The sequence below is a fragment of the Bradyrhizobium sp. HKCCYLRH2060 genome, assembly GCF_051168135.1.
Taxonomy (GTDB): Bacteria; Pseudomonadota; Alphaproteobacteria; order Rhizobiales; family Xanthobacteraceae; genus Bradyrhizobium.
In genome coordinates this window covers 465,073-479,949 of record NZ_JBNPUK010000001.1, presented here as the reverse complement: position 1 = coordinate 479,949, position 14,877 = coordinate 465,073, and the positions used below count along the sequence as shown (strand labels likewise).

The following is a 14,877-nucleotide window of genomic DNA, read 5'->3' as shown; positions in this document are numbered from 1 at the left end:
CGGCCGGCTTCAGCATCGGACTTGCCATTCCGCGCGGACGCTCGCGGCGGCCTCGGTCGCCAGCGCAATCGTCGCACGTTGGGCAAAAGCCCCCGGGTCGAGCAGTTGCGCCAAGGCCCAGGCGGCGGCACCGCGCACCAGCGGACTCGGATCGGTGGCCAGCCGCTCGGCGGACGGCGTCAGCGCCACATCGCCGGAGTTGCCGATCGCGATCAGCACGTTGCGCAGGAAGCGGTCGCGGCCGATGCGCTTGATCGGCGATTTCGCGAACAGCGCGCGGAACGCGGCATCGTCGAGCGCGGCCAGCTCCGCCAGTGAAGGCGCGCGCAACGCGTCGCGCGCCGCCAGCTTCGCCTCGCGTCCAGCCTGCGCGAACTTGTTCCACGGACAGGCGGCGAGGCAGTCATCGCAGCCGTAGATGCGATTGCCCATGGCCTTGCGGAACTCGCGCGGGATCGGCCCCTTGTTCTCGATCGTCAGATAGGAGATGCAGCGCCGTGCATCGAGGCTGTAGGGGGCCGGGAAGGCCGCGGTCGGGCAACTGTCGAGGCAGGCCCGGCAGGAGCCGCAATGATCGAGCTCCGGCGCATCCGGCGGCAGGTCCAGCGTGGTGTAGATGGCGCCGAGGAACAGCCAGGAGCCGAAGCCTGATGACACCAGGTTGGTGTGCTTGCCCTGCCAGCCGAGCCCGGCCGCTTCGGCCAGCGGCTTCTCCATGACGGCCGCGGTGTCGACGAACACCTTCACGTCACAGCCGGCCTGCGCGACCAGCCAGCGCGCGAGCGTCTTGAGGTTCTTCTTGATGACGTCGTGATAGTCGTCGCCGCGGGCATAGACCGAGATCGCAGCATTGCTGCGCTGGGACAGCACCGCGCGCGGGTCCTCGTCGGGGCCGTAATTGACGCCCAGCATGATGATGCTGCGGACCTCGCTCCACAGCGTTGTAGGATCGGTGCGGCGGGACGGCTCGCGGGCCAGCCAGTCCATGTCGCCGTGCTGGCCGGCGGCGAGGAAGCGTTCGAACGCGGCGGCCCGTTCGGCGCTCACGACCGGGGCGGTGACACCGACGACATCGAAGCCCAGCCGCTGCGCCTCGGCGGTCAGCGCCGCCTTCAACGTCTCCGGCGTGGGCCTGTCGGCGCTCAGAAGTCCAGATCCACATAGGTCCGCGACGCCGGCACGCCCGCCAGCCAGTCGGACAGCAGCGGCCGGAACGACGGCCGCGACTTCACCCGCGCGTACCACGCCTTCGCGGCGTCGTCCTCGATCCATGGCACGTCGCCCAGGTAATCGATCGCCGACAGATGCGCGGCGGCGGCGAGGTCGGCATAGGTCAGGCGGTCGCCGGCCAGGAAATTGCGCCGCTGCGCCAGCCAGCCGATATAGGCGAGATGATAGCGCACATTGGTCTTGGCGGCGCGAATCACGTCGGTCGACGGCGGCCCGCCGCCATCCTCCTCGCTCATGAAGCGCTTGTAGATGCGCTCGGTGACCAAGAGATTCGAGGCCTCCTCGAAGAACTTGGTGTTGAACCAGTCCATCAGCCGGCGCACCTCGATGCGCTCGGCCGCCGTGCCCGGCATCAGCCGGCGATCGCCCATCTCAAGCCCGCAGGTCTCATCGATGAATTCGGCGATCACGCCGACACCCGGCACCGGCGGCAGGCCTTCGACCGACAGCACCGGCGTGGTGGCCGCGGGATTGAGCACGAGAAACGCCTCGCGGCGCTCCCAGGCGCGTTCCTCCACCAGGCGCAGATCGAGCCCGTATTCGCCGAGCACCAGCCGGACGAAGCGTGAATGCGGGCAGAAGGGATGGTGGAAGAGCGTGTACATGGAGCCTTTCGACGATTCCGCGGCTGCGGCGCTTAACGAACAATCAACCATCGGTTCGCACCGATGCCTCGTCCCGATACCGGCGCGCGGTTGCGCTCGCGAATCGGACCATTAGCGCATGGTCGGCGAAAGTGTAAGCAGTAGGGCGACGGGTCAGCATGCGGGAAACGACGTTCGGGGAACACGCGTCGGTGAGCTGGATCGGCCCTCCGGACCCGTCGCGTTCTGATTCGTAAGCTGCGCTCACGCGCCGGTTCATTCATCCGATAGGACCGCCCATGCCGCTTTTTGCAATTGCGGGCGGGGGCCGAATAGGCGAGAAGGGCGGCGTTTTGCCGGCAATCCAGGATCCGATCAATGATGTCAGATACGCTGCGGGCGGTGCTTCTCGGCATCATCGAGGGCGTCACCGAGTTTCTTCCGGTATCCTCGACCGGCCATCTGCTGCTGGCGGAGCGCTTCTTCGGGCTCGGTGACGAGGGGTTCTGGAAGAGTTTCGCGATCCTGATCCAGCTCGGCGCCATCCTCGCCATCGTCGCGCTGTACTTCTTCAAGCTGTACCGCGTCGCCATCGGCGCGCTGTCGAACGCTGACGATCGCCGCTTCATCATCGGCGTGCTGGTCGCCTTCCTGCCCGCGGTCGTCGTCGGCCTCATCGCCGGCAAGTACATCAAGGCGCTCCTGTTCGATCCGTGGGTCGTGTGCTTCTCGCTGATCGTCGGCGGTGCCATCCTGCTGTGGGTCGATCAGATCGATCTCAAGCCGCGCGAGCACGACGCCACGCGCTATCCGCTGATGATGTATCTGTGGATCGGCGTCGCGCAGTGCCTGGCGATGATCCCCGGCGTGTCGCGCTCCGGCGCCACCATCGTGGCGGCGATGCTGCTCGGCGGCGACAAGCGCTCGGCGGCGGAATTCTCCTTCTTCCTGGCGATCCCGACCATGGTCGGCGCCTTCGTCTACGACTTCTACAAGAGCCGCGCCGAGATGACGTCCGATCACCTCGGCCTGATCGCGATCGGCTTCGTCGTGTCCTTCATCACCGCGATGATCGTGGTGAAGGCGTTCCTCGGCTACGTCACCCGCCATGGCTTCGTGCTGTTCGCCTGGTGGCGCGTCATCGTCGGCACGATCGGCCTGATCGCGCTGGCCCTCGGCAAGTAAGTCGGCCCGTCTCTCTCCGCTCGTCATTGCGAGCGCAAGCGCAGCAATCCAGTGTGGTGGGCGGGACTCTGGATTGCTTCGTCGCTTCGCTCCTCGCAATGACGGCGTTTAGCAGGGCGGCCCTTCTCACGCGTTCTTGCGCTGGAACTGCCCGGCGGGACGGAAGCGCCAGAGATATTGCGGGGCGACCGCCTCGAGTGAATCCGGCGTGATGCCCAGGCCCTGAAAAGTCAGGCCGGCCGCCTTCGCCGCCTCCGACACGACGTTGTCGTGGCGCAGCAGCTCGACCTGGTCGGGCGTCAGCTTCAGCGGCCCCGGCGCGAACTGCAGGAAGGTTGCCTTCATCTTCGCCAGTCCGAACGGCACCGGCAGCAGCGCGCGGTCGCGGTCGGTGATCTCGAGGATGATTTTCAGGATCTCCCGGAAGCTCAGCACCTCCGGTCCGCCGAGCTCGTAGGTCGCGCCGGCCTGCGCCTTGCCGTCGACCGCATCGGCCACTGCTGACGCGACGTCGCCGACATAGACCGGCTGCATCTTGGTCTCGCCGCCGCCGATCAGCGGCAGGAACGGCGAGATCCGCGCCAGTCCCGCAAAGCGGTTGGTGAACTGGTCCTCGGGGCCGAACACGACCGAAGGGCGCATGATCACGGCCTCGGGCACCGCGGCCAGCACGGCGGCCTCGCCGGCTGCCTTGGCGCGGGCATAGCTCGACGCCGACTCCGCATCGGCGCCGATGGCCGAGACATGCACCATGCGGGTGCCGGCAGCGGCGGCCGCCTTGGCGACGGTGGCGGCGCCCTCGGCCTGCACGGCCTCGAAGGTCTGCGCGCCGCTCTCGGTCAGGATGCCGACGAGGTTGATCGCGACATGGCTGTCGCGCATCGCGGCCGCGACCGAGTCGGGATAGCGCAGATTGGCCTGTACGGCGTGGATCTGGCCGACCCGGCCGAGCGGCTGCAGGTGGCCGGCGAGCTCCGGCCGGCGCACCGCGACGCGGATGCGGTAGTCGCGCTTGGCCAGCGCCCGGACCACGTTGCGCCCGACGAAGCCGGAGCCGCCGAAGACGGTAACCAATGTGTCCAGATTCGATGCCATGGAATGCTTCCTGGGATTGCATCGGGCGGTCGGGCCGCCCCGACGAGAGGGCTCTGAGCGGCGATTCGCACCCCGCGGGCCGCCATCCTGGCCCGCTGTATAGCCCATCGTCCGCACCGCGGAAAAGTGGCCGTGTTTTTGCGCATGGCTTCAGAAAAATTGTCATCTTGGGCCTTCGGCGGTTTGACAAGCCGCCGTTCGATCCGTACACACCGCCTCCACATGCCCAGGTGGCGGAATTGGTAGACGCGCTGGCTTCAGGTGCCAGTGGCTTAACGGCCGTGAAGGTTCGAGTCCTTTCCTGGGCACCACGCTACGCCTTTCAGGCTACGCGTGGCGCCGCCGAGCTAAGGCTCGGTTTCGATTTTTCCCCGATATCGCCGTAGCTGCCGAAGTCGCCGGATCGCACGCTCTGTGTTTCGCGGACGATCGTCGCGCATTTGCGGCTTTCGCCGTGAGCTCCGTTTCGAGCCATGACAACACCTCACTGCATTTTTGATCATGCCGCACCGACGGTCAGCTCCCCTCCCCCTTGCGGGGAGGGGTTGGGGGTGGGGGTCCACGAGTCCCGCTGCGACTGATCCGCACCTCGCTTTTCTTCTCTGAAAGTGACGGCGCTCGCCATCGGCGTCAGCGTCCGGAGACCCCCACCCCCGACCCCTCCCCGCAAGGGGGAGGGGAGAGGACCGAGACCGCGGCGAGAGCTTGATCCAATCGCGCAACAACGAAAAACGAGGTGTCTCCTGCACGAAGATGCATCTCGTGTATCAGTCATCCTCATCGTCTCGGATCTCGTGCGCTGATCGGAAATCAGTCTGGACGAGCCTCCTCATCCTCGCGACGCATCCGCGCCCGAGTCATGCTGATCGTCTCGCCCTCTAAATCATGAGGGCGCAGGGAAGGCCGGGTGCCGACCGCACCCATGGCCCGCCAGCGGAAGAAAATGCTGGCGGCAGGAACCACAGGTACGCGCCGGAGCATCCGGCCTTCCCTGCGCAACGGTTTTAACGGCTGCTTCGCGTTCTCCCTGGTGCGCCGTGCTTGTTGGCCACCATCCCCCACGCAATGCGCCAGCATTACGCCAGGTTGATATCAGCGTCGGGATATCAGGACCGCGCGACTTGACCGTGCGTGCATCGCCGTTCGTCCGCGCGATTAGTTCACGCTGCGCCGACACACGCCCATCGCATCCCACTGCCAACGTCTCGTGACGGTCGCGACACGCCCCTCATGCGGCAGCAGGGATGCGCGGAAATGTGCAGCTGATTTGCCCGACGGCGCAAGGGCCGATGCTGCGACAGACTGGCACGACGGGCAGTTTGTGCATGGCGGCCATACTGATAGCTCCGGCGTCATTGCGAGCGAAGCGAAGCAATCCAGGGCTCCGGGCATCGCCCTGGATTGCTTCGTCGCTTCGCTCCTCGCAATGACCGTGGCTGGGATCGTGCCGTGAACCGCTGGGATGAGATCTGCAACTTGCCCGTGTTATTGGTCTGCAAGATCACGACGTGGGATCGTGTATATAGAGGTTGGGCTAATCATAGCTGGATCGTCACGATCTGGCAGATGATCGCAACATCGAACAGGATCGTCATGGCGGATCACCTCGTTGTCGGCCTCTCGGCCTGGATCATCCAGGACGGCAATTACGGTGATTTCACGCGCGGCGACCGCACCGCGTTCGCGCTCGAATTCTGGGCGCAGCCGCCACTGACGCGAGTCGAACCGCGAGACGAGATCATCGCCTCAATGGCGCATCGCGGAAGTGCGATATATGAAGTCGTCGCGCGCGTTGTTCATGTTGCCGAGGATTGGTGGGCGATCGACGTCGGCGTTCTTGTGTATCAGTACAGCAGGCCACCGGACTCTGCGCAGCCCGGCGCCTGGCTGCGGGGAAACGTCTTCATCGGGATCGATCCATTTCTCTATTTCGAGGACTGCGGCCGCCGGCCTGGCGCGCCCGCGCTGGTCTACGAATGGAGCATCGACAAGATCGAGATTGAGACCGCGCCATTCGTAGAAGTGAGCCCGCGGCGATTTGAGCGTGATGCCAGTCAGCTCGGCTGGCGGGAGGTCGCCGCGACGACAGCCTGGGAAGACGACTCGGGCATGGGAGACTATTTGCTCCATTGCACGCTGCTCGCCGGCCCTCGTTTGCCTCGCAGCAAGGATCTGCCGTAGACGCGCGACCTAGTCGCTGCGAAGCATGTTGCTGGCGCGATCTCGTTGTCAGCGAGGCAAAGTCCGACGTCCAGGTCACTCCGTGCGTGACGCCGCGATCACGCGCGCCAGCACGGGCCAATACAGATCGCCATAGCCAGCTTCGATGGCCTCTCGCAATCGTCTGTCGGCGAGCTCCGCGCCCGGCAGGTCGATCTGCACGGACCTGGCGAGATCCAGCGCGTAGCCGATGTCCTTGCGCGCATATTCGGTCGAGAACGCCCGCTCCGGGTATGTGTCGGACAGCATCGCCTTCATGCCGTGGTTGCGCAGCGCGAAGCTGTCGGCGGAGCCCTTCGCGAGGGTCTCGAACAGCAGCTTGGGATCGAGGCCCGCACGCTTGGCGGTCTCCAGCGCCTCGCCGAGCGCGACCACGGTCTGCATCAGCACCATGTTGTTGAGGATCTTCACGACCTGGCCGGCGCCGACGCCCCCGCAATGGGTGATGTCGGTGGCGAACAGCGCGATCAGCGGCCGCAGCCGTTCGAACGTCGCCGCGTCGGCCCCGACCATCACGCTCAGCGTGCCGTCCTCGGCCGCCTGCCGGGTGCGGGCGATTGGCGCATCGGCGAAGGCGGCGCCCTTGGCGGCGAAACGGGCGGCGAGCTCCCGGCTGGCCTGCACCGGCGAGGTGCCGAGGTCCACGATGGTGTGACGCGCCTCGACGTGGCGGAGCAGGCCGTCATCGCCGTCGCACACGGCCTGGACATGCTTGCCGCTCGGCAACGCCATGAAGATCAATTCGGCCTCCCGCGCCAGCTCCGCGAGCGACGCGGCCCTGATGACGCCGACCTCGGCGAGCCGCTCCAGCGGGGCGTCCGCACGATCGAAGCCGAACACCGTGGCGCCGGACTTCCGCGCCAGATTGCGGCACATCGGCTCGCCCATGACACCCAGACCGATGAATCCGATCGCCGCCATTGCAAGCTCCCTTTCATTCGGACCTGCCTGTCCGATCGACCATGGTGCCGCTCTGCGGGGCAGCCCAGTCCAGATCCGGATAGTCGTCTGAATATTCGCCGGTGTCGATCGAGCAGACGATCCTGCCGCTCTTGCCGGCAGCACGGACCTCGTTGCCGAGTTTGCGATCTGACCGTCAGGGGAGCGAATCCGGTTGGTCCTTGCCTTCGGGACCGCGGGACTTGCGAAAAGGATACACCGTGATGCCGATGGCTGCGCCGAGCGTTGCGATGCGCAGCAGCAGGTCGGCGGAGATCGTGGTCTCAAGCGCGGGGAATTCGCGGCCGCCCTCGAAGCCGTAGGAAAAGGTGCGCGACGTGCAGCCGTTCCACAGCGCCCTCGCGGGTTGGGGCAGCGATTCGATCAGCGTCAGGAATTGCTCGGTGCATGTGGTCGGATCGGGGGATTCTGTCGTGTTGATCTCCAGGACCAATAGAAACTCCCGCTCATGCTCCGCATGATGCAGAATGTACACGCTCTGATCCAGATGCGCGATCAGCGGCGTGAAGTCGAATGTCGACTTCAACGCCAGATCGAGATTCAGGAAATGCGAGAGTGCGGCCATCCTCGCTCACGCGGATTGCTGTGGCGACAGGTGTCGAGTGTACCGCGAGCAGTCGCGGCAGGTCGAGGCCGAACGCATCGGGATGCGGCGGAGGATCGCCGGCCGAAGCCGGCGATCCTCGGGACGACTATCCCTTATACCCCATCAACAGCCGCGGCAGCCACAGCGAGAAGGCGGGGACGTAGGTCACGAACATCAGAGCGGCGATCAGCGCGGCGTAGAACGGCAGGATGGTGCGCATGACGGCGCCGACCGAGATGCCGCCGATGGCGCAGCCGACGAACTGGGTGGTGCCGACCGGCGGGGTGTTGAGGCCGAGCGCGCAGTTGATCAGCATCAGCATGCCGAACTGAACCGGATCCATGCCGGCCTTCATCGCGATCGGCAGAAAAATCGGCGTGCAGATCAGGATGGTCGCCGCCATGTCCATGAAGGTGCCGAGCAGGAACAGGATGACGTTGATCAAGAGGAAGATCATCCAGGGCTGCGTCGAGACCTTGCTCATCAGGTCGCCGGCGAAATCAGCGACCTCGTAGAGTCCCATCAGGTACTGGAACATGGTGGAGACGCCGATCAGCAGCAGCACGACGCCGGTGGTCTTCACCGCCTTGGCGGCGGCGCGCAGGAAGTTGGCCAGGGTCATCGTGCGGTAGATGAAGAACGTCAGCAGGATCGTGTAGGTCACCGCGACGGCCGCGGACTCCGTGGCGGTGAAGACGCCGGACAGGATGCCCGTCAGGATGATGCCGACGATCAGAAGGCCGGGCAGCGCCGCCGCGAACGAGCGGAAAACTTCCGGCCAGCCTGGAAACTTGCCGGCGGGATAGCCGCGCTTCACGGCGACCGCGTAGGCGGCGACCAGCATGCAGACCATCAGCACCAGCGCCGGCAGGAGACCGGCGGCAATCAGGGCGCCGATCGACACCTTGCCGCCGGCGGCGAGCGCATAGATGATCATGTTGTGACTGGTCGGCATCAGCGCGCCGACCAGCGAGGCGTGGGTGGTGACGTTGACGGCGTAGTCGGTGTCGAACCCCTCCTTCTTCATCATCGGGATCATCACCGCGCCCATCGCCGAGACGTCGGCGACGGGAGAGCCGGAGACGCCGCCGAACAAGGTGCAGGCGACGACATTGGACATGCCGAGTCCGCCGCGGATGTGGCCGACGAGATTCTTGGCGAGCTTCACGATCTTGTCGGCGACGCCGCCATGCAGCATCAGCTCGCCGCTGAAGACGAAGAACGGGATGGCGAGGAACGAGAAGATGTTCATCCCCGACATCATCTGCTGGAAGATGACGGCGACCGGCAGGCCTTCATACAGAATGGTGCAGATCGCGGAGAGGCCGATGGCGAAGGCGACGGGAACGCCGAGGATGAGAAAGCCGAAGAACGTGACGCCGAGAATGATCAGTTCCATGACGGGATGACCTCTTCACCGCGCAGGAGAGCAATGATGTGCTCGATCGAGAAGGAGACGATCAGGAGCCCGGAGACGACCAGCGGGACGTAGCGGACGAGCTCGGGCAGGCCGAGATTGGCGATCTTCACGGTGCCGACGGAGGCGCCGAGGATCCAGCCGTTGTAGGCCATGGCGATGCCGAACAGGGCGACCAGCACGTGAATCACGATCTCGATCTTCTCGCGCGTCGAGTCCGGCAGCATCACGAGGAGACTATCCATGCCGATATGTCCGGCGTCGCGGACGCCGACGGCGCCGCCGATCAAGGTGACATAGAGGATCAGGACCAGCGCCAGGTTCTCGGTCCAGGTCGGGCTGGAGTTGAGCACGTAGCGGCCGAACACCTGGTAGAACACGATGGTGACGATGACGAGCAGGCCGGCGACGGACAGATACATGCCCAGCCGCGCGATGATGGCGTTGATCCGCGTCAGCGGGCCGCGTGACGGGCGTCCCTCCCCATGCTCGTGGTCGCCGACATGTGGGTCTGTCATTCCCGTCCCTCCCCTGGCTTTCCTCCGGCGCCGCCTGATGGCGGCGCCGGACCGTGTGATTATTGTTCTTGGTAGGTGTCTTTGAAGTCGCGATTGCTACGTCGCTACTCTTACTTCGTATCCTGGATGCGCTTGACGAGGCTCGAGAGCTTCTCGTCGCCGGCGAACTTCTGGTAGACCGGCTTCATCGCGTCGACGAATTCCTGCTTGTTGGCGATCGTCACGACCTGGACGCCGGCGGCCTCGACGGCCTTGCGGGAGGTCTGCTCGCGCTCGTCCCACAGCTTGCGCATGACCGGCACGGAGTCCTTTGCCGCCTTGCGGATCATCGCCTGGTCCTCCTTGCTCAGGGTGTCCCAGACCTTCTTGGACATCACGAGGACTTCGGGCGCCAGCGAGTGCTCGGTGACGTTGTAGAACTTGGCGGCCTCGAAATGGCGCGAGGATTCGTAGGACGGCCAGTTGTTCTCGGCGGCGTCGACGAGGCCGGTCTTCAGCGCGGTGTAGACCTCGCCATAGGGCATCGGGGTCGGGTTGGCGCCGAGGCTCTGGATCATGCCGACCCAGAGGTCGGACTGCTGGACGCGGATCTTCAGGCCCTTGAGGTCGGCGAGCGACTTGACCGGCGCCTTGACCGTGTAGATCGAGCGCGCGCCGCTGTCGTAATAAGCGAGGCCGATCAGGCCCGCGGGCTCCATGGCGGCCAGGATCTCGTCGCCGATCGGACCATCGAGCACGGTGCGCATGTGCTGCGTGTCGCGGAACACGAAGGGCAGGCACAGGGCCACGGTCTCCGGCACGAAATTGTTCAGCGGCGAGGAGTTGATCCGCATCATGTCGAGCGCGCCGATCTTGAGCTGCTCGATCGTGTCCTTCTCGGAGCCGAGCGCCCCGTTCGGAAACACCTTGACGCCGAGCTTGCCGCCGCTCGCCGCCGCGAGCTGCTTGCCCATGAACTTGACGGCTTCGACGGTCGGATAATCGGCGGGGTGCACGTCGGCGGAGCGGAAATCGCGCGCGGTCGCCAAGGGCGACGAGACCGCCAGCACAGCGGCCGCAATGATACCTGTAAGTGCCTTCATCCTGGCTTCCTCCTCATGTGATTATGTCGTTGTCGGCAGATGCTGCGGCCGCCTTGGGTCGCTGCACTTCAGATGCGAAGTCATGCGACAATATCACGCGTACGGCCAGGGGCATTTTCTGTCCAAGCCAAAGGCGGCATCGATCAATGCAAGAGTTGCATCGATCGACGGGGTGCGATCTGGCGCGATGCAACCGGCGGGTCGACCGCCTCATGAGGAGGGCGTCGCCTCGACCGGCCGCGGCGGCACCTGCCGGCGCCAGCTCGGATGCGATCACCTGGCCCCGTCCGGCCCTTGCGCCCGGGCGGCGGGGCTGGCATTCCCACGGCTGATCTCCGGACCGGCCCGGCGCGTTTGCCGGTTGGTTACCAGCGCCGGGCTAGAGCCGGTTCCCGAGCGCTTCCCGCGGCGTTGCTCCGGCCCGTCGCATCCGATTTCGATTCGACGAGGTTTTGACAGCCATGACCGTACGCCTGCACCGCGGCGACCTGCCCGATCTCTCCCGCTATACCTCGTCGGTCGCGATCGACACCGAGACGATGGGGCTCAATCCGCACCGCGACCGGCTGTGCGTGGTGCAGCTGTCGCCCGGCGACGGCTCGGCCGATGTGGTGCAGATCCCGAAGGAGCACACCGACGCGCCGAACCTGAAGGCGCTGCTCGGCAACCCGGACATCACCAAGATCTTCCACTTCGCGCGCTTCGACGTCGCGGCGCTGTTTCACGCGTTCGGGGTGATGCCGCAGCCGGTGTACTGCACCAAGATCGCCTCGCGGCTGGCGCGCACCTATACCGACCGCCACGGCCTCAAGGATCTCGTGCGCGAGCTGCTCAATGTCGATCTCTCCAAGCAGCAGCAGTCGAGCGATTGGGGCGCAGATACGCTCAGCGAGCCGCAGCTCGCTTATGCCGCCTCCGACGTGCTGCACCTGCATGCGCTGCGCGAGAAGCTCGACGTGATGCTCGCGCGCGAAGGGCGGCTGGCGCTGGCGCAGGCCTGCTTCGCGTTCCTGCCCCACCGGGCCACCCTCGATCTGGGCGGATTCGAGGCCGAGGACATCTTCGCGCATTCCTGACGGGGGCGAATCGCAGACGTGTTCACGATCATTAATGTCTCGTAATGATCGCGAGGCCCTTGCGTCGCGATTTCGCGCCAGTTCCAGGCTGCAATGGTGGGGCCCCCCATGGTAGGATGGGCGCTGTTTCGCGCGCATCCCGTGTCCGTCGGAGCCCTGGTGAACTCGGTCCACAACCCCGCCTATGATCCCACCCTGCAGGCGCGCTTTGCGGTCGCGGCGCGCCACAGCCGTTTCGTGCGCGTGCTGCGGGTCGCGGTGCCGGCGGCGGTCGGACTGGCGATGGCGGTGGTGATCGGCATCGCCCTGTTCAATCCGTTCCACATGGAAATCAACACCCCCAATCTCACCGGCAACCTCGTCATCTCCGGCCGCAAGATCACGATGGAGACGCCGCATCTGACCGGCTTCACGCCGGACCAGCGGCCCTATGATCTCGTCGCCCGGAGCGCGGTGCAGGACCTCACCGATCCCGATCACGTCGAGCTCAACATCCTCCGCGCCAAGGTGCTGATGGAGGATCAGTCGACGGTGACGTTGAAGTCCAATACCGGCGTGTTCGACACCAAGCAGCAGCAGCTCGAGCTGAAGAAGGACATCCTGCTGACGACGTCGACGGGCTACGAGGCGCGGCTGAGCCGGGCCTCGGTCGACATGGCCAAGGGCACCGTGAGCTCGGACGAGCGCGTCGACGTCAAGCTGACCAACGGGACGCTGTCCGCCGACCGCCTGCGCATCACCGACAATGGCGAGGTCATCCGCTTCGAGGGCAACGTCATGATGAACCTCGACAACGTCAATGCCGCTCCGGCCACGACCGCGAGCGCCGATTCCGGCCGTCCGGCCCGCAACGTGAAGTGAGCTCATGACGACGTATCGTTTGATTGCCGCGGTCCGGCGCGGCGCCTCGTTCGGTGCGCTGGCGCTGATCGCGTTCGCCGATCCGCTGCAGGCGCAGAGCGCGACCACCGGGGTGCCGAACGCGCTGCAGGGATTTTCGCAGAACCGCGACCAGCCGATCCAGATCGAGGCCGCTGCGCTCGAGATGCGCGACAAGAAGAAGGAGGCGACCTTCACCGGCAACGTCAAGGTCGTGCAGGGCGATACCACCATGACCTCGAAGTCGCTGGTGGTGTTCTACGATGGCGGCGCCCAGCCGGGCGGCGCCAAGTCGAGCAAGGCCACGCCGGCGGCGACGCCGGGGCCGGACGGCAGCTCGGCGATTCGCCGGTTGGAGGCGCGCGGCGACGTCAAGGTGACGCAGAAGGACCAGGTCGTGACCGGCGAGACCGCGGTCTACGACACCAAGACCAACATGATCTCGATGCAGGGCGGCGTGGTGCTGACCCAGTGCAAGAACGTGATGCGTGGCGACCGCCTGACGGTGGACATGACCACCGGCGTGTCGCGCGTCGAATCCGACAGCGGGCGCGGCGTGCAGGTGCTGCTGCCGCAGGCCGGCGCAGGCGCGGGCGGCGGCTGCGGTCCGTCGACCGCCTCGGCTCCGGGCAGCGCTGCGCCGCTGCAGCTCGGTCCAGGCAAATCGAAGTGACTTCAATTATTTAGCAAAACGCCGGCGGCCCAGTTGAACCGCGCCGCTGCTGCCTCTATCTAGCGGGCGGGCGGTTCTGTCGCAGGACCGATGTAACGGGAGGCCGTGGAGCCCGTTGCATGGCTGCGAAAGAGTGATGCCGGACACGATTGCGATCTTGCGATCGGTCGCCAGCATGGCGACCGCGACTTCGCCGTCAGACGACAAACTCCGAAGCGCGGCCTGCCGCGCTTTGGCCGGCCTCGCGCTCCCTGTGATCCGCGAGAGAGGTGAGATGCGTTCGCTCGCGGTGAGCGGGCGAGCCAGCGCTGCGGTCGGTGACGGGCAGCCTCGAAGGGCGTAAGCGAAGCGGGGATGGTGGATCTACTCGGCATGTTTCGTGGGCGTCCCGCCAAGCGCGGCCAGCGAGGCTCGGCGCGCCGGCGCGACGACATCACGGCCATGGACGATCCGTTCGGCCATTCCTACAGCGATGATCCGCTCGCCGCGCTCGCCGACTCCGTGCGCGATGAAACGGTGCCGCGCATCAATCCGCGCTCGCCGCAGAACACCGAGCAGATCCAGCGCAAACGGCCGGCCTCGCAGCCCGTGCCCGCCAAGCCGCGCAACAATGGCGCGGGCGGCGGCCCGCAATTGCTGCGCCGGCCGGGCTTCCTCGCCGTGCATTCGATCGAGAAGAGCTTTGGCAGCCGCCAGGTCGTGCGCGGCGTCTCGATCTATGTCCGCCGCGGCGAGGCCGTCGGCCTGCTCGGGCCGAACGGCGCCGGCAAGACCACCGTGTTCTACATGATCACCGGGCTGATCAAGGCCGATCGCGGCGCCATCGAGCTCGACGGCCACGACGTCACGCGGCTGCCGATGTATCAGCGCGCGCGGCTCGGCATCGGCTACCTGCCGCAGGAGGCCTCGATCTTCCGCGGCCTCACCGTCGAGCAGAACATCCGCGCCGTGCTCGAGGTGGTCGAGCCGTCGCGGAAGAAGCGCGAGCGCGAGCTCGACGCGTTGCTGGAAGAGTTCACCATCACGCGGCTGCGCAAGTCGCCGTCGATCGCGCTGTCCGGCGGCGAGCGTCGCCGCGTCGAGATCGCGCGCGCGCTGGCGACGCGCCCGAACTACATGCTGCTCGACGAGCCGTTCGCCGGCATCGATCCGATCGCGGTCGGCGACATCCAGCAGCTGGTGCGCCATCTCACCAACCGCGGCATCGGCGTGCTCATCACCGACCATAACGTCCGCGAGACGCTCGGCCTCACCGATCGTGCCTACATCGTCTATGCGGGGCAGATTCTCACCGAAGGCAGCCCGGAGGAGATCGTCGCCGATCCCGACGTGCGCCGGCTGTATCTCGGTGAGGAATTCCGGCTGTAGGGTT

At 65.9% G+C, this 14,877-nt stretch carries 14 protein-coding genes and 1 tRNA gene; 7 read left to right on the top strand and 8 right to left on the bottom strand.

Going from position 1 to position 14,877, the window contains the following annotated elements:
- Nucleotides 1-9: 9 nt before the first annotated feature.
- Together queG and ACQR10_RS02050 are read right to left on the bottom strand one after the other, a co-directional pair.
- On the bottom strand, nt 10-1,194 hold the full coding sequence (queG, locus tag ACQR10_RS02055) for a tRNA epoxyqueuosine(34) reductase QueG (RefSeq protein ID WP_316215570.1): 1,185 nt from the start codon (nt 1,192-1,194) through the stop codon (nt 10-12).
- Entirely contained in the window at nt 1,143-1,835 is a 693-nt protein-coding gene (locus ACQR10_RS02050; protein ID WP_316182999.1) for a glutathione S-transferase family protein, read from the bottom strand. The genes queG and ACQR10_RS02050 overlap by 52 nt, the downstream gene beginning before the upstream one ends.
- A gap of 357 nt (nt 1,836-2,192) precedes the next feature.
- On the opposite strand from ACQR10_RS02050, the gene ACQR10_RS02045 reads away from it, so the two are divergent.
- The gene (locus tag ACQR10_RS02045) at nt 2,193-2,999 is read left to right on the top strand and encodes an undecaprenyl-diphosphate phosphatase (protein ID WP_316215394.1); all 807 of its coding nucleotides are present in this window, start codon (nt 2,193-2,195) and stop codon (nt 2,997-2,999) included.
- A 126-nt stretch (nt 3,000-3,125) separates the two neighbouring features.
- Here the strand turns inward: ACQR10_RS02045 and ACQR10_RS02040 are convergent, their stop codons facing one another.
- Nucleotides 3,126-4,094 carry a complex I NDUFA9 subunit family protein gene (locus ACQR10_RS02040; protein ID WP_316215393.1) on the bottom strand — a complete coding sequence of 323 codons (969 nt, stop codon included), beginning with the start codon at nt 4,092-4,094 and terminating at the stop codon, nt 3,126-3,128.
- Nucleotides 4,095-4,318: 224 nt separating this feature from the next.
- Between ACQR10_RS02040 and ACQR10_RS02035 the strand changes: the two genes are divergently transcribed.
- Both ACQR10_RS02035 and ACQR10_RS02030 read left to right on the top strand, forming a co-directional pair.
- Nucleotides 4,319-4,405 (top strand) — tRNA-Leu (locus ACQR10_RS02035).
- Nucleotides 4,406-5,543: 1,138 nt separating this feature from the next.
- Nucleotides 5,544-6,275 carry a hypothetical protein gene (locus ACQR10_RS02030; RefSeq protein WP_316215392.1) on the top strand — a complete coding sequence of 244 codons (732 nt, stop codon included), beginning with the start codon at nt 5,544-5,546 and terminating at the stop codon, nt 6,273-6,275.
- A 75-nt stretch (nt 6,276-6,350) separates the two neighbouring features.
- Here the strand turns inward: ACQR10_RS02030 and ACQR10_RS02025 are convergent, their stop codons facing one another.
- The 5 genes from ACQR10_RS02025 to ACQR10_RS02005 form a co-directional block, all read right to left on the bottom strand.
- Nucleotides 6,351-7,271, bottom strand: coding sequence for an NAD(P)-dependent oxidoreductase (locus ACQR10_RS02025; protein ID WP_316215569.1), 921 nt, complete (start codon nt 7,269-7,271; stop codon nt 6,351-6,353).
- A 139-nt stretch (nt 7,272-7,410) separates the two neighbouring features.
- Nucleotides 7,411-7,839 (bottom strand): hypothetical protein, encoded by a 429-nt coding sequence (locus tag ACQR10_RS02020; RefSeq protein ID WP_315805640.1) that lies wholly within the window; start codon nt 7,837-7,839, stop codon nt 7,411-7,413.
- Nucleotides 7,840-7,966: 127 nt separating this feature from the next.
- Entirely contained in the window at nt 7,967-9,259 is a 1,293-nt protein-coding gene (locus ACQR10_RS02015; protein ID WP_434874523.1) for a TRAP transporter large permease, read from the bottom strand.
- A complete protein-coding gene (locus ACQR10_RS02010) occupies nt 9,250-9,795 on the bottom strand; it encodes a TRAP transporter small permease (RefSeq protein WP_316215390.1) in 546 nt (181 codons plus the stop codon). The genes ACQR10_RS02015 and ACQR10_RS02010 overlap by 10 nt, the downstream gene beginning before the upstream one ends.
- A gap of 110 nt (nt 9,796-9,905) precedes the next feature.
- On the bottom strand, nt 9,906-10,877 hold the full coding sequence (locus tag ACQR10_RS02005) for a TRAP transporter substrate-binding protein (protein WP_316178966.1): 972 nt from the start codon (nt 10,875-10,877) through the stop codon (nt 9,906-9,908).
- Between the two features lie 461 nt (nt 10,878-11,338).
- Here ACQR10_RS02005 and ACQR10_RS02000 point away from each other — a divergent pair, with 461 nt between their 5' ends.
- The 4 genes from ACQR10_RS02000 (at nt 11,339) to lptB (ending at nt 14,873) form a co-directional block, all read left to right on the top strand.
- Nucleotides 11,339-11,953: a ribonuclease D gene (locus ACQR10_RS02000; RefSeq protein ID WP_434911764.1), complete on the top strand. Its 615-nt coding sequence runs from the start codon at nt 11,339-11,341 to the stop codon at nt 11,951-11,953.
- A 159-nt stretch (nt 11,954-12,112) separates the two neighbouring features.
- Nucleotides 12,113-12,814, top strand: a complete 702-nt coding sequence (gene lptC / locus ACQR10_RS01995; RefSeq protein WP_434911763.1) for an LPS export ABC transporter periplasmic protein LptC — start codon at nt 12,113-12,115, stop codon at nt 12,812-12,814.
- Between the two features lie 4 nt (nt 12,815-12,818).
- On the top strand, nt 12,819-13,505 hold the full coding sequence (locus ACQR10_RS01990; protein ID WP_315805646.1) for an LptA/OstA family protein: 687 nt from the start codon (nt 12,819-12,821) through the stop codon (nt 13,503-13,505).
- A 354-nt stretch (nt 13,506-13,859) separates the two neighbouring features.
- A complete protein-coding gene (gene lptB / locus ACQR10_RS01985) occupies nt 13,860-14,873 on the top strand; it encodes an LPS export ABC transporter ATP-binding protein (protein ID WP_434911762.1) in 1,014 nt (337 codons plus the stop codon).
- The last annotated feature ends 4 nt before the right edge of the window (nt 14,874-14,877 follow it).

Coding starts and splice junctions, on each gene's coding strand:
- ACQR10_RS01990 (WP_315805646.1), top strand. CDS start 12,819: ATGACGACGTATCGTTTGATTGCCGCGGTCCGGCGCGGCGCCTCGTTC.
- lptB (WP_434911762.1), top strand. CDS start 13,860: ATGGTGGATCTACTCGGCATGTTTCGTGGGCGTCCCGCCAAGCGCGGC.
- ACQR10_RS02020 (WP_315805640.1), bottom strand. CDS start 7,839: ATGGCCGCACTCTCGCATTTCCTGAATCTCGATCTGGCGTTGAAGTCG.
- ACQR10_RS02040 (WP_316215393.1), bottom strand. CDS start 4,094: ATGGCATCGAATCTGGACACATTGGTTACCGTCTTCGGCGGCTCCGGC.
- ACQR10_RS02005 (WP_316178966.1), bottom strand. CDS start 10,877: ATGAAGGCACTTACAGGTATCATTGCGGCCGCTGTGCTGGCGGTCTCG.
- ACQR10_RS02045 (WP_316215394.1), top strand. CDS start 2,193: ATGATGTCAGATACGCTGCGGGCGGTGCTTCTCGGCATCATCGAGGGC.
- ACQR10_RS02010 (WP_316215390.1), bottom strand. CDS start 9,795: ATGACAGACCCACATGTCGGCGACCACGAGCATGGGGAGGGACGCCCG.
- ACQR10_RS02000 (WP_434911764.1), top strand. CDS start 11,339: ATGACCGTACGCCTGCACCGCGGCGACCTGCCCGATCTCTCCCGCTAT.
- ACQR10_RS02050 (WP_316182999.1), bottom strand. CDS start 1,835: ATGTACACGCTCTTCCACCATCCCTTCTGCCCGCATTCACGCTTCGTC.
- ACQR10_RS02015 (WP_434874523.1), bottom strand. CDS start 9,259: ATGGAACTGATCATTCTCGGCGTCACGTTCTTCGGCTTTCTCATCCTC.